This window comes from Microbacterium sp. Leaf151 (assembly GCF_001424225.1).
In the GTDB taxonomy this organism is placed as follows: domain Bacteria; phylum Actinomycetota; class Actinomycetes; order Actinomycetales; family Microbacteriaceae; genus Microbacterium.
The window spans coordinates 614,651-628,388 of the sequence record NZ_LMOR01000002.1 but is presented as its reverse complement, the minus strand read 5'-3'; the positions used below and the strand labels follow the sequence as shown (position 1 = coordinate 628,388).

Annotated in this window: 14 protein-coding genes; 10 read left to right on the top strand and 4 right to left on the bottom strand. The window is 70.6% G+C overall.

Annotation, left to right across the window (positions count from 1 at the left end):
- The first annotated feature begins 37 nt into the window (after positions 1-37).
- The 9 genes from ASF76_RS07015 (at position 38) to lnt (ending at position 10,122) form a co-directional block, all read left to right on the top strand.
- Positions 38-736, top strand: a complete 699-nt coding sequence (locus ASF76_RS07015; protein WP_055955010.1) for an HAD family hydrolase — start codon at positions 38-40, stop codon at positions 734-736.
- Positions 733-1,752 carry a tRNA (adenine-N1)-methyltransferase gene (locus ASF76_RS07010; RefSeq protein ID WP_055955007.1) on the top strand — a complete coding sequence of 340 codons (1,020 nt, stop codon included), beginning with the start codon at positions 733-735 and terminating at the stop codon, positions 1,750-1,752. Before ASF76_RS07015 ends, ASF76_RS07010 begins: the two co-directional genes overlap by 4 nt.
- Positions 1,753-1,761: 9 nt before the next feature.
- Complete coding sequence (locus tag ASF76_RS07005) at positions 1,762-2,709, top strand: FKBP-type peptidyl-prolyl cis-trans isomerase (protein ID WP_055955004.1); 948 nt, start codon at positions 1,762-1,764, stop codon at positions 2,707-2,709.
- 95 nt (positions 2,710-2,804) lie between these two features.
- Positions 2,805-3,797: a helix-turn-helix transcriptional regulator gene (locus tag ASF76_RS07000; RefSeq protein ID WP_055955002.1), complete on the top strand. Its 993-nt coding sequence runs from the start codon at positions 2,805-2,807 to the stop codon at positions 3,795-3,797.
- Positions 3,794-4,771 carry a helix-turn-helix transcriptional regulator gene (locus ASF76_RS06995; RefSeq protein ID WP_055954999.1) on the top strand — a complete coding sequence of 326 codons (978 nt, stop codon included), beginning with the start codon at positions 3,794-3,796 and terminating at the stop codon, positions 4,769-4,771. The genes ASF76_RS07000 and ASF76_RS06995 overlap by 4 nt, the downstream gene beginning before the upstream one ends.
- 205 nt (positions 4,772-4,976) lie before the next feature.
- Positions 4,977-5,231 (top strand): Sec-independent protein translocase subunit TatA, encoded by a 255-nt coding sequence (tatA, locus tag ASF76_RS06990; RefSeq protein ID WP_055954996.1) that lies wholly within the window; start codon positions 4,977-4,979, stop codon positions 5,229-5,231.
- Between the two features lie 63 nt (positions 5,232-5,294).
- Positions 5,295-6,056, top strand: coding sequence for a twin-arginine translocase subunit TatC (gene tatC, locus ASF76_RS06985; protein WP_055955430.1), 762 nt, complete (start codon positions 5,295-5,297; stop codon positions 6,054-6,056).
- Positions 6,053-8,536, top strand: a complete 2,484-nt coding sequence (locus ASF76_RS06980; protein ID WP_055954993.1) for a DEAD/DEAH box helicase — start codon at positions 6,053-6,055, stop codon at positions 8,534-8,536. The genes tatC and ASF76_RS06980 overlap by 4 nt, the downstream gene beginning before the upstream one ends.
- Positions 8,533-10,122, top strand: a complete 1,590-nt coding sequence (gene lnt / locus ASF76_RS06975) for an apolipoprotein N-acyltransferase (protein ID WP_055954989.1) — start codon at positions 8,533-8,535, stop codon at positions 10,120-10,122. The genes ASF76_RS06980 and lnt overlap by 4 nt, the downstream gene beginning before the upstream one ends.
- 15 nt (positions 10,123-10,137) lie before the next feature.
- On the opposite strand, the gene ASF76_RS06970 is transcribed toward lnt, so the two are convergent.
- The 4 genes from ASF76_RS06970 to ASF76_RS06955 form a co-directional block, all read right to left on the bottom strand.
- A complete protein-coding gene (locus tag ASF76_RS06970) occupies positions 10,138-10,509 on the bottom strand; it encodes an RNA polymerase-binding protein RbpA (RefSeq protein ID WP_055954986.1) in 372 nt (123 codons plus the stop codon).
- A gap of 93 nt (positions 10,510-10,602) precedes the next feature.
- Complete coding sequence (locus ASF76_RS06965) at positions 10,603-11,400, bottom strand: glycerophosphodiester phosphodiesterase family protein (protein WP_055954983.1); 798 nt, start codon at positions 11,398-11,400, stop codon at positions 10,603-10,605.
- Positions 11,397-12,341, bottom strand: a complete 945-nt coding sequence (locus tag ASF76_RS06960) for an SPFH domain-containing protein (protein WP_055954980.1) — start codon at positions 12,339-12,341, stop codon at positions 11,397-11,399. The genes ASF76_RS06965 and ASF76_RS06960 overlap by 4 nt, the downstream gene beginning before the upstream one ends.
- Positions 12,338-12,829, bottom strand: coding sequence for an NfeD family protein (locus ASF76_RS06955; protein WP_055954978.1), 492 nt, complete (start codon positions 12,827-12,829; stop codon positions 12,338-12,340). Before ASF76_RS06955 ends, ASF76_RS06960 begins: the two co-directional genes overlap by 4 nt.
- A 142-nt stretch (positions 12,830-12,971) precedes the next feature.
- On the opposite strand from ASF76_RS06955, the gene ASF76_RS06950 reads away from it, so the two are divergent.
- Positions 12,972-13,736, top strand: a complete 765-nt coding sequence (locus ASF76_RS06950) for an SDR family oxidoreductase (protein ID WP_055954973.1) — start codon at positions 12,972-12,974, stop codon at positions 13,734-13,736.
- The last annotated feature ends 2 nt before the right edge of the window (positions 13,737-13,738 follow it).

The window sequence follows — 13,738 nt, the reverse complement described above, 5'->3', positions numbered from 1 at the left end:
GGACGGCGACGGTGCGCGCCCTGGATACGATGGAACGATGACTTCTCCGGCCCTCGCGGCGGTCCTGTGGGACATGGACGGCACGCTCGTCGACACCGAGCCGTACTGGATGGCCGCCGAGACCCCGCTGGTCGAGCGCTTCGGCGGCACGTGGTCGCACGAGCAGGCGCTGGGGATGGTGGGCCTGGCCCTCGAGGATTCCGCCCGCCTGCTCCAGAACGCCGGCGTGCCGTGGGGGACCGACGAGATCATCGCCTACCTGACCGATGAGGTGCTGCGCCAGCTCGCCGTCACCGGTGTGCCCTTCCGCCCGGGGGCCCGCGAACTGCTCGCCGACCTCAAGGCCAGCGGCATCAAGACGGCGCTCGTGACGATGTCGATGCGGCGCATGGCCCTCTCGGTCGTCGACCTGATCGATTTCCCCGCCTTCGACGTCGTCGTCGCCGGAGACGACGTCGAGCGTCCCAAACCCCACCCCGATCCCTACCTGCAGGCCGCCGCATCCCTGGGCGTCGACATCCGCGACACCGTCGCGATCGAAGACAGCCCCAACGGTCTGCGTTCGGCCGTCGCGAGCGGCGCCGTGTCGCTCGGCGTCCCGCTCATGGTGCCCCTCGACGGCGTCGGCGCCCATGCGCAGTGGCCCGACCTCGCGGGGCGGACCAGCACCGACCTGCGCGCGCTGCACGCCGCGCACGTTCAGACCCGCCCCGATGAGACGCGAGTGACCCGATGAGCGAGACCCCCCACCTGAGCGGCCCCTTCCGGGTCGGCGACCGGGTGCAGCTGACCGGCCCCAAGGGCCGCATGCACACCATCACCCTGCGCGAGCAGGGCGAGCTGCACACCCACAACGGCGTGCTCAGGCACGACCTGCTGGTCGACCAGCCCGACGGCAGCGTCGTGACGAACAGCTCCGGCCACGACTACCTCGCCGTCCGGCCGCTTCTGCGCGACTTCGTCATGTCGATGCCCCGCGGCGCCGCCATCGTCTACCCGAAGGACGCCGCGCAGATCCTCGCGCAGGCCGACATCTTCCCGGGCGCCACGGTCGTGGAGGCCGGTGTGGGCTCTGGCGCGCTGTCGCTGTGGCTGCTGCGGGCCATCGGTCCCGCCGGACGCCTGCTGTCGTTCGAGCGACGCGAGGAGTTCGCCGACGTCGCGCGCGCGAACGTCGAGACCTTCCACGGCGAGATGCCGGCGACCTGGCAGGTCATCGTGGGCGATCTCGTCGAGAGCCTCCCGGATGCCGTGGCCCCGGCATCCGTCGACCGCATCGTGCTCGACATGCTCGCCCCGTGGGAGTGCATCGATGCCGCGGCGGACGCGCTCACCCCCGGCGGCGTGGTGCTCTGCTACATCGCGACCGCGACCCAGCTCAGCCGCGTGGCCGAGTACATCCGTGCGACCGGCCTGTTCACCGAGCCGGATGCCAGCGAGACGATGGTCCGCGGGTGGCACGTCGAGGGCCTCGCGGTGCGCCCCGATCACCGCATGGTCGCGCACACGGGCTTTCTCGTCACCGCCCGGCGGCTCGCACCCGGAGCGATCCCGCCCGAGGTCAAGCGTCGCGCGTCGAAGTCGAGCTACGGAGACGACGACGTGGAGCTGTGGACCCCCGGCGCCGTCGGCGACCGCGAGATCACCGACAAGAACCTGCGCAAGCGCGTGCGCGAGGCGCAGAAGTCCGCCGAGGGCGTGCGGCAGTCCGTCGCGGGAGCCGCGTCGGAGGAGCCCCGCCCGAGCACCTAAACTGTTCCGGTGCGCAGACTCCCCGCTCTCGTTGCCGTGACCGCTCTGGCCGGATTCGGCCTGGTCGGGTGCTCGGCATCCGCCGCCTCGTCGTGCCCGACGCCCACCGACAGCGCTATCGCGTCGGTCGTCGACGCCCCGGGCGAGGTCGGCTCGGTTCCCACCGTCTCGGTGCGGTCGCCGTTCGTCCCGTCGCAGGCGGGCACCGCCACCCTCGTCGAGGGCGACGGCCCGCGCATCACCACCGATTCGCAGCTCGCACTCGTCGACGTCACGGTGCTCGACGCCGCGTCGGGTGAGCAGCTGGTCGCGACGCCCTACAACTCCGACGTCGCAACGGCCACGCCGCTGCCGCGTCTCACCCAGGCGGTGCCCTCCCTCGCACCGCTGATGCGCTGCGTTTCCGAGGGATCGCGCGTGGCGGTCGCCATCCCGGGTGCCGATCTCGGCGCCCAGGGCGCGCAGGCGCTCGGGGTCGCCGAGGGCGACGGTGCGGTGTTCGTCTTCGACGTGCGCAAGGTGTTCCTGCCCGCCGCCGACGGTGCCGATCAGTACAACGCCGACTCGGGCATGCCCTCTGTCGTGCGTGCGCCCGACGGGCAGCCCGGCGTGGTGATCCCCGCGGGAGACGCGCCGACCGAGGCCCGGTCGCAGACCATCAAGAAGGGCGACGGCGACACGCTCACCGCCGACTCCTCCGTGGTCATCCACGTGCAGGGTGTCGCGTGGGGATCCGACACGACCTTCGCCTCGACCTGGAAGAACGGCGCGCCCGGCCAGGCGACGGTGTTGGTGCTGCCGCCCGCGATGGCCGCGGCCCTCGAAGGGCAGACGGTCGGCTCGCAGGTGCTCATCGTCGTCCCCGCCGACCAGACGGCGCAGGACACGCAGATCCTGCAGGCGCCCGAGGGCACCGCCCTGGTCTACGTCGTCGACATCCTCGGTATCGCCGGCTGAGCGCAGCGGTCAGCTGCCGGCGACCAGCCCTCGGCTCCCGCCCCGTCGACGCGCGCGTCGGCTGCCGGGTTCGCCGCGCCGCCTAGGATGGGCGGGTGTCCGCCACCGCCTCCCGTAGTGCTCCCGAGGAGCGCTTGGTGAACCTCGTCGTCGCCCTCATGGCGACCGAGCAGGGCCTGACGAAGGACACGATCCTCTCCTCCGTCGCGGGTTACCGAGAGCAGCTCGAGGCGGGGGCGTCGAAGGACGCGCTCGAGAAGATGTTCGAGCGCGACAAAGAGAACCTGCGGGGGCTCGGCGTTCCGATCGAGACGATCGGCAACCGCACCGACCCCGATGACCTCCGCGAGGCGCGGTATCGCGTGCCGACCGCGGAGTACTCCCTCCCCGACGACATCTCGTTCAGCCCGGCCGAAGTGGCCCTGCTCAACATCGCCGGCAGCGTGTGGGGGAGCGAGTCGCTCTCGGTCGATGCGCGCAGCGGCCTGCGCAAGATCCGGGCCCTCGGCATCCCCGTCGACGAGCCGATCATCGGGTACGCGCCCCGCATCCGCGTGCGGGACGCCTCGTTCCCCGCGTTGCAACGCGCGATCGAGCAGAGCCGTGTCGTGACTTTCACCTACCTGCGCCCCGGCGAGGCGCGTCCGCACGAGCGTCGTATTCGACCCCTGGCCCTACTGGAGTACGAGGCGCGGTGGCATGTGTTCGGGTTCGACCTCAACATGGATGCCGACCGCACCTTCCTGCTGTCGCGCATCGTCGGCGACGTCACGGTGACGCGCGCCGTGTTCCCGGCCGCGCTCCGCGAGGGGGCGGGGGAGCGGGCGCTCGCGGGTCTGCGCCGTGTCGCCGACCGCCAGCGGGCGCTGCTCGAGGTACACCCGGGCACCGAGGCGGCTCTCCGCCTCGCCCGGCGGGCCGAGGCGGCGCCGCAGGGCATCGTCGTCCCCTACGTCGACCTCCACGTCTTCGCCGACGAGCTCGCCTCGTACGGACCCGAAGTGCGCGTGGTCGGGCCCGACGACCTGCGCGCCGAAGTGGTGCGCCGACTCCAGGCGACCCTGCACCTGCACGGGGGTGCCGCGTGAGCGCCGAGCGCCCCGTCGCCGCCCTCGACCGCGCCGCGCTGCTGCTGCAGCTCGTGCCGTATCTGCTCGGCAAGGGCGAGGTCTCGGTCGCCGAGGCGGCGGCGGACTTCGACGTGACTCCCGACGAGATGCGCGCGATGGTCGAGCGTCTCACCGTGATCGGCCTGCCCGGCGAGAGCGGCTACTGGCAGCTGCCCCACGACCTGTTCGACATCGACTGGGACCTGCTCGACCGCGACGACGTGATCGCGATCACCAACACGGTCGGCCTCGAACGCGCCCCGCGGCTCACCGCGCGCGAAGCGGCCGCCCTGCTGGCGGGGTTGCAGCTGGCGCGGAGTCTTCCCGGGTTGGGAGACAACGAACTCGTGACGGGTCTGCTCGGCAAGCTCGCCCGAGGTGCCGCCGCCGCCCCGCCCGCCGTCATCGTGGCCCCCGGTCCCGTCGACGGCGTGCGCGACGTCGTCGACCGCGCGCTCCGCGAACGCGTGGCCGTGACCTTCACCTACCGCGCCCCCGGGGCGGGTCCCACGACGCGCACGGTCGACCCGATCAAAGTGCATATCGCGAACGACCAGTGGTACCTGCAGGGCTGGTGCCACCTGCGCCAGGCCGTGCGCACGTTCCACCTCGACCGTGTGAGCGACGCCGCACTCACCGACATCCTGGCCGTGCACGGCGGCGACGACGTGCCCGACCTGTTCGCACCGTCGGATGACGAGGTCGTGGCGCGGCTGCGCTTTCCGCGGGCGGTCGCACCCCTGCTGGCCGACTACCTCGAGCGGGCCGAGATCGACGAGTCCGACGACGACACGTCGGTGGCATCCCTGCGTCTCGCCGACGAGCAGAGCCTGAAGCGTCTGGCCGCCCGCCGCGGCGGCGAGGTCGAGCTGCTCGAGCCGGCGGGCGCGCGGCGCGCCGCGGCGGAGTGGGCGGCGGCAGGCCTCGCGCAGTACGCCCCGGCGCAGCCCTGACCGGCCCCGTTCCGAACGGCCTCGCGCACCCCTGGCGGCGAGCCTCGCACCTCGTAACCGCCCACGGTGGGCCGCCCACGGGATGCTGCCGCGCAGTCCCGAGCCGGATCACGCGTGATCCGCCGCCCCCGTCCGCGCCTCCCGGCCCGGAGACAGGTGTGCGGGTTAGACTGACATCAACGCCCGACGACGACGAGGAGTCACCATGTTCCAGGGTTTGACCGGATGGCACCTGCTGGTGGTCCTAGCCGTCATCCTGCTTCTGTTCGGCGCCGCCAAGCTCCCCGCGCTCGCGAAGAGCATGGGCCAGTCCGCTCGCGTGTTCAAGAGCGAGATGAAAGAGATGAAGCGAGACGACGAGATCTCCGCGTCGACCGCCGAGGCTCCGCGCCCCACCGATGCCGGCACGACCCCGACCGCGGCCCCTGAGCCGCGCAGGTCGAACGACCCCACCGTCTAACCGGTGGCGACGGCAGGACCGCCGCGGATCGACGTGCCCGAGGGGCCGCGGCGAGACAAGCGCATGTCGATCGGGGCGCACCTGGTCGAGCTGCGCAAGCGACTCATGTGGGCTGCTGCGGCGCTCGTGGTCGGCATGGTAGTCGCCTTCGTCATCACCGATCCGATCATCCACCTGATCACCGAGCCGATCCGCGTCATCGCGGAGCGCCGCGGCGACGACTTCTCGGCCCTGAATTTCACCTCGGTCACCTCGGCGTTCGATCTGCGCATGCGCATCGCGTTCTCGATCGGCATCTTCCTGTCGGCGCCGATCTGGCTGTGGCAGATCTGGGCGTTCATCATGCCCGGACTGACCCGCAAAGAGATCCGCTACACCGTCGGGTTCGTGGCATCCGCCGTGCCGTTGTTCTTCATCGGCTGCTGGGTCGGCCTGTTGATCGTGCCGCACGTGATCGAGCTCATGTGGGGCTTCACGCCCGAGGGTGGCGTCAACTTCTACAACGCCGTCGACTACTACGACTTCGTCTTCAAGCTCCTGATCGTGGTGGGCGTCTCGTTCGTGCTGCCGGTGTTCCTGGTCGCCCTGAACGTGGCGGGTGTGATGAGCGGCAAGGCGATCCTGAAGGGGTGGCGCGTCGCCATCCTCATCGCCACGATCTTCTCGGCCCTCGCCACCCCCGCCGCCGACGTGGTGAGCATGCTGATGCTCGCCGGCATCCTGGTCGTGCTGTTCTTCGCCGCCGCGGGACTGTCGATGCTGTTCGATCGCCGCAAGGCGCGCCGGGTCGCCGCAACGGAGATGGCGTCGGGGCCCACCGCGTGAGCGCGCCCAGTCCGGCCGAGCGCTTCGCTCGTGCCAGCGCCCGCTCCACGCACCCGCACACGGCGGACTTCGCCGAGATGCAGCGCTTCGAACTCGACGACTTCCAGATCGCCGGATGCCACGCCCTCGAAGACGGGCGGAGCGTGCTGGTGGCCGCCCCCACCGGTGCGGGCAAGACCATCGTCGGCGAGTTCGCCATCCACCTGGCCATGCTCGAGCCCGGCGACAAGGCGTTCTACACGACGCCCATCAAGGCGCTGTCGAACCAGAAGTTCCACGAGCTGCAAGAGGTGTACGGCGACGACGAGGTCGGCCTGCTCACCGGTGACACCAACATCAACGCCTCGGCGCGCATCGTGGTGATGACCACCGAAGTCCTTCGCAACATGCTCTACGCCGACTCGCTGGCGCTGCGAGGACTCCGGTTCGTCGTGATGGACGAGGTGCACTACCTCGCCGACCGCTTCCGTGGCGCGGTGTGGGAGGAAGTGATCATCCACCTCCCGCCGTCGGTGAAGCTCGTGTCGCTGTCGGCGACCGTGTCGAACGCCGAGGAGTTCGGCGACTGGCTCGACACCGTCCGGGGCGACACCGAGGTGATCGTGTCCGAGACGCGGCCCGTGCCCCTCGAGCAGCACGTGCTCGTGCGCGGCGATCTGATGCCGCTGTTCGACGACCGCGCCGGGGTCGCCACGGCCCAGGTCAACCAAGAACTGCTGCGCATCCGCGGTGGAAATGCCGGTGGGTACGAGAACAACCGCCGCGCGCAGGAGTTCCGCTCCGCGCGTCACGCCGGCGGCCCCCGCCATGCGCACCAGCGGCGCGGCGGGCACAAGCCGATCCGCGCCTCGCAGGGCCCACGCATCGAGCGCATCGACCGTCCCGAAGTCGTCGAGCTGCTGCAGCGCAGCCACCTGCTGCCCGCCATCTTCTTCATCTTCAGCCGTGCCGGATGCGATGCCGCCGTGCAGCAACTGCGCCGCGCGAACGTGCGACTGACCTCGGCCGAGGAGCGCGTCGAGATCCGCCAGATCGTCGACGAGCTGACTTTCTCGCTGAAAGATGAGGATCTCGCGGTCCTGCACTTCTGGGAGTGGCGCGACAACCTCGAGCGGGGCATGGCCGCCCACCACGCCGGCCTCCTCCCGGCGTTCAAAGAGGTCGTCGAAGAGCTCTTCCGTCGCAAGCTCGTCAAGGTCGTCTTCGCCACCGAGACGCTCGCGCTCGGCATCAACATGCCCGCGCGCACCGTCGTGCTCGAGAAGCTCGAGAAGTTCAACGGCGAGGCGCGCGTCGCGATCACCTCGGGGGAGTACACCCAGCTCACCGGCCGTGCCGGTCGCCGCGGCATCGACGTCGAGGGCCACGCGGTCGTGCAGTTCACCGAGGGTCTCGACCCGCAGTCGGTCGCCGCCCTCGCGTCGCGTCGTACCTACCCCCTGAACTCCAGCTTCCGGCCGACCTACAACATGGCCGTCAACCTCATCGACCAGTTCGGGCGCGCCCGCGCCCGCGAGGTGCTCGAGTCGTCTTTCGCGCAATTCCAGGCCGACCGCTCGGTCGTGGGCCTCGCCCGCCAGGTGAAGGACGCCGAGGAGTCCCTCGCCGGTTACGAGCAGGCGATGACCTGCGACCGCGGCGACTTCCGCGAGTACTCCACGATCCGCCGCGAGCTCAGCGACCTCGAGAAGATCAATCGGCGGGATGCCACCGCGCCCCGCCGGCTGCGCGACGAGCGGCAGCAGCAGATCCAGTCGCTGCGAAAGCGCATGCAGCGGCATCCCTGCCAGTCGTGCCCCGACCGTGAGGCGCACGCGCGCTGGGCGGAGCGGTATTGGAAGCTCAAGCGGTCCACCGACAAGACCCGCCAGCAGATCGACCAGCGAACCGGCACCGTCGCGCGCGTGTTCGACCGCGTGGTCGAGGTGCTCGCGACGCTGGAGTACGTCCGCGTCGAGGACGACGGTGCGACCGTCCTGACCCCCGCGGGCCGAACGATGCGCCGCATCTACGGCGAGCGCGACCTGCTCGTCGCCGAATCGCTGCGACAGCGGCTGTGGGAGGGGCTCGACGCGCCCTCACTCGCCGCCCTGGCGTGCTGCCTGGTGTACGAGCCCCGGCGCGATGAGGCGGGGCCGGGGGAGCGGGGGCTGCCGCGCGGTGCCTTCCGTGCAGCCCTGGATGCGACGCAGACCCTGTGGCAAGAGCTCGACGACCTGGAGCGCGACCACCGTCTCCCCGGGTCGGAGTCGCCCGCGTCGGGCCTCTCGCCCGCGATGCACGCCTGGGCGAAGGGGCTCCCGCTCGACAGCGTGCTGACCCTCGCCGACATGGCGGCGGGCGACTTCGTGCGCTGGGCGAAGCAGACGATCGACCTGCTCGATCAGATCTCGCTCGTCGCCGACCCGCAGTTGGCGAAGACCGCCCGCACGGCGTTGGATTCCGTGCGCCGGGGCATCGTGGCGTACACGTCGGCATGAGCGCCGCCCCCCTGACGTCCGTGGACCGGGCCGACCGCGCCGCGCCCCTGCTGCGTCTGGCGTACGCCGCTCCGCTGGCGGTGGTGGCGGGGCTGCTCCTGGTGACGGCCTACCCCGCGCTGGCGTGGTGGCCGATGGCGGTGCCCGCGGTGGTCCTGGCGCTCGTCACCCTCATCGGTCGTCGATTCTGGTCCGCGGTGCTGGTCGGGCTGCTCTTCGGTGCCGCGTTCTTCTCGGTCAACCTGCTCTTCACGGCCCGCTACCTCGGCCCCGTGCCGTGGATGGCCCTGTCGGTGCTCGAGGCGCTGTTGACGGCGGTGTTCGCCGTGCCGATCGCGCTCGCCTACCGATGGATGCCGCGGATCGCCCCGGGCACGCTCGGGCGCCTCGTGCTGCTGCCGGCACTCGTCGCTGGCCTGTGGACGCTGCGGGAGCAGATCGTCGGCTCGTGGCCGTACAGCGGCTTCCCCTGGGGGCGCATCGGCGTCTCGCAGGTGAACGGCCCGTTCGCCGAGGTCGCCTCCTGGGTGGGCATGTCGGGACTGTCGTTCCTGGTTGTGCTGCTGTGCGCGATGGGGGTGGAGCTCGTCCGGGTGGGGGGCCTTCGCCGTCTCGCGCGCGTCGTGCCCGCAGCCGTCGTCCTGGTGGTACTCGTCGCCCTGCCGGCATTCCCGACGGCGGCGGCGGGGTCGATGCGCGTGGGCGCCGTGCAGGGCAACGGGCCCGCGGGCTACTTCGACCAGCGGGCGCGCGGCGCTGTCTTGGACGCGCAGCTCGCGGCATCCGCCCCTCTTCTCGGGCAGGACATGGACGTGCTGCTCTGGCCGGAGGGCGGTGTGGACTCCGATCCCACCTCGAACCCGTCGACGGCGGCGGTGCTGCAGCAGCTGTCCCGGCGGGTCGAGGCGCCGCTGCTCATCTCGGCGGTGACCGAGCGAGGGTCGCAGTTGTTCAACTCCTCGTTGCTGTGGACGCCCGAGGGGCAGGCCGCGGCGACCTACGACAAGCGCAATCCGGTGCCGTTCGGGGAGTATGTGCCCGATCGCGCCTTCTGGGAGCCGTTCGCCCCCGACCTCATCGGACTCATCGGCCGCGAGTACACCCCGGGTACCGCGGCGCCGCTGATCGATGTGAACGGCATCGGCGTGGGGCTGGCGATCTGCTTCGACGTCATCTACGACGACGTCGTCTGGGACGGCGCCGCCGGTGGGGCCCAGGTGTACATGTTCCAGACGAACAACGCCGACTTCCGCGGGACGGATGAGAACCTTCAGCAGCTCGCCTTCGCTCGCATGCGCGCGATCGAGACCGGGCGGTCGGTGGTCAACCTGTCGACGGTCGGCACGAGCCAGGTCATCGCGCCCGACGGGTCGACTCTCGACGACCTGCCGATCGACACGGCGGGGCACATGCTCACCGACGTGCCGCTTCGCACCGGACTCACCCCCGCGGTGATCATCGGGCCCGCGGTGAAGATCGTCCTGGGATGGGGGAGTCTCGCCGGACTCGTCGTCGCCGGTGTTCTCGTGCTCGTTCGCGCCCGTGGCACGAGAAAGACGCCGACCCCCGAGGGGGCCGGCGTCTGAACTCGTCGGTCAGCGTCAGGCGCTGAGCTTCTCGCCACCCGCTCCGCGACGCGCGCGGACGAAGGCGAGGCGCTCCTCGAGCAGTTCTTCCAGCTCGGGGAGGGTGCGACGCTCGAGCAGCATGTCCCAGTGGGTACGTGCGGCCTTGTCGGCGCTGTGGTCGACGGTCGCCATGCCGTCACCGATGCGCAGCAGCGCCTCGGCGCCGCACGTGCGGCACTCCCAGGCGTCGGGAACCTCGGCGTCGGCGGCGAACGTCAGGACGGTGTCACGTCCACAGGTGCTGCAGTTGTAGGTGTGCTGAGCACGGTCGTGAAACACGACGCCATCTTCGCTTTGGAGGCTCTGGGCGCCGAGTCGGATGCCGCGGAGACTGCGGTCTGCCATTGTGTGGTCCTCTCGTCGGTCACCATGTATAACGCTTGCACCTGTGCGCTTTATTCGAACCCCGGGCGACGGCGAGGCTTTCACAGACGATGCTCAGACAGCTGTCGTTCCCCGCTCGTTCACCATCGCGACCGCGGCGTCGGCGCGATCGGTGACGAGTCCGTCGACACCGAGGTCGAGCAGACGCCGCATGTCGACGTCGGCGTTGATCGTCCACACGTGCACCTCGACGCCCGCGGCGTGCGCGTCGCGGATCAGTCCGTCCGTCACGATGCGGACGGGGCCCTGTCGTTCGGGGATCTGGAGGGCGTCGAGGTCGGCGAGCAACCGGCGGACCCGGGTCTTCTGACGCAGCGCGCGAGCGGCCATCAGCCTCGCCACGGTGGACGAGCCGGGGGAGGTCGCCGGTGGAAGGGCGGCTCCCGCCGCGGCGGCCGCCCGGAGGGCCGCGTGGCGACGTTCGTCCGAGAAGCTGGTGACCAGCACGCGGGCCGCGTGCGGTGCGACGAGCCGGCCGACGTGCTCCGCCGCCGCGGCGGCCTTCACGTCCAGATTGAAGCGCACCTCGGGGAACGCGTCGAGCGCCTGCGCGAGGGTGATCAGCCCACCGCGTTCGGACATGATCTCCTCCAGCTCATGCAGGCGGACGTCGGCGACGGCCCGCGGGTCGTCGGCCACGCGGCGGAGGTCGTCGTCGTGGAACAGCACGACCTCCCCGTCGGCGGTGAGATGGCAGTCGGACTCGACGTAGGCGATACCCGCGGCGTGCGCCTCGGCGACCGCGGCGAAGGAGTTCTCGACGACGCCGTGCAGCGCGGCATCCGGAGTCACCAGTCCCCGGTGGGCGAGCACACGCGGGGCGTCGGGGGAGAGATACGGATGCCGCGTCATCGGGCGGGGGCGTCCTTCGGCGCGACGGCGGGTGGGTCGTCGATGCCGGTGCGCGAGGCGAAGGCGCCCGAGATGCCCTTCAGGGCCTCGGTGAACTCGCTCGGGATGATCCACAGCTTGCTGGAGGAGCTGTCGCTGATCTTCGGCAGGGTCTGCAGGTACTGGTAGGCGAGCAGCTTGTCGTCGGGGCGGCCCTCGTGGATTGCCGTGAACACCGAGTGGATGGCCTCGGCCTCTCCCTGCGCGCGCAGGACGGCGGCCTGCTTGTCGCCCTCGGCCTCGAGGATCGCGGCCTGACGCCGCCCCTCGGCCTCGAGGATCTGCGACTGCTTCGACCCCTCGGCGGTCAGGATCGCGGCACGGCGGTCGCGCTCGGCCCTCATCTGCTTCTCCATGGAGTCCTGGATCGAGTGCGGCGGATCGATCGCCTTCAACTCGACGCGTCCGACCCGGATGCCCCATTTCCCCGTCGCTTCGTCGAGGACGACCCGGAGCTGACCGTTGATGTTGTCGCGACTGGTGAGCGCCTGCTCGAGGTTGAGCCCGCCCACCACGTTGCGCAGCGTCGTGGTGGTCAGCTGCTCGACGGCGCCGAGGTAGTTGGCGATCTCGTAGGTCGCGGCGCGGGCGTCGGTGACTTGGAAGTACACCACCGTGTCGATCGAGACGACGAGGTTGTCTTCGGTGATGACCGGTTGGGGCGGGAACGACACCACCTGTTCGCGCATGTCGATGAGAGGGCGTACCCGGTCGACCAGCGGAACCACGAGGTTGAGGCCCGGCAGGAGGGTCTTGTGGTACTTGCCGAGCCGTTCGACCACACCCGCACGGGCCTGCGGGATGATGCGGACGGCGCGGGAGATCACGACGATGACGAAGACGGCCACCACGATCGCGAGGACCCACCCGATCGTCGTGGGGATGATGCTGTCGATGTTCATGTCGCGGCCTCCTGGTCGTGGGCGCGCTGCACGCTGGCGCGGACGACGGCGGTGGCACCGTCGATGCGGACGACCTCTATGCGCGTGGCGGGGTCGAGTCGGGTGTCGGCGTCGGCGCGTGCGGTCCACACGTCGCCGTTGACGAGCTTGACCTGCCCCGCGACCGACGGGGAAACCCGCGACAGTACGAGGCCCTCGAGGCCGACGAGGGCCTCGACGTTGAAGGAGCGGGTGTCGGCGCCGCGATGCAGGCGTCGCAGCAGGGGCGGTCGCAGGAAGGTGAGGAGAGCGCCGGCCGCGAGCGCGGCCACGATGACCTGTCCCCACAGGGGCGCCCCGAGAAGACCGGTCAGTAGCCCCGCGGCGCTGCCCACCGACAGCATCAGGAAGGTCAGCTCACCGGTGAGCATCTCGACGACCAGGAAGACCAGGATCAACACGAGCCAGCCGATCCAGGACCACGTGTCGATAGTGGAGAGAACGTCCATTTCGCACCTCCTGAGCCCGAACGTAGCACTCGCGGGAGAGGGTGAGGCCGGTTCTCGACCACCCCGCAGACTACGGTCGCCGCGGCCCCGAGCGGAGCGGTCGGTAGGCTGGTGAGTCGATCCCGATCGTCAGGAGTAATCCGTGTCCCAGACCCTTCCGTCCGGCTCGCTGAGCGGCAAGACCGCCCTCGTCACCGGCTCGTCGCGCGGTATCGGTGCCGACACCGTGCGCTACTTCGCCGAGGCCGGTGCGAACGTCGTCATCAACTTCCGCAACAAAGCGCCCCGTGCCGAGAAGCTCGCGACGCAGCTGCGCGAGCTCGGTGTCGAAGCCCTCGTCGTGGGGGCCGACCTCACCGACCCCGTGTCGGTGCGGGCGATGTTCGACGAGGTGGAGCGCACCTTCGGCGGTCTCGACATCCTCGTTCTCAACGCCTCGGGTGGCATGGAGTCGGGCATGGCCGAGGACTACGCCCTGCTGCTCAACCGCGACGCGCAGGTGAACGTGCTCGAGACGGCCCTGCCGCTGGTGAAGGAGGATGGGCGCGTCGTGTTCGTCACCAGCCACCAGGCGCACTTCATCCGCACCACCCCGACCATGCCCGAGTACGAGCCCGTCGCCCTGTCCAAGCGCGCCGGAGAAGACGCGTTGCGCGAGAAGATCCCCGCCCTCGAGGAGCGCGGCATCGGGTTCACCGTCGTCTCGGGCGACATGATCGAGGGCACGATCACGGCGACGCTGCTCGAGCGCGCCAACCCCGGGGCGATCGCCGCACGCCGCGGCGATGCCGGCAAGCTGTACAACGTGTCGGAGTTCGCCGCCGAGGTCGCCCGGGCCGCGGTCGACCCCGTGCCCGCCGACAACACCCGACTCGTCGGAGACACGGATTCGTTCGGAGGCGAGTGAGC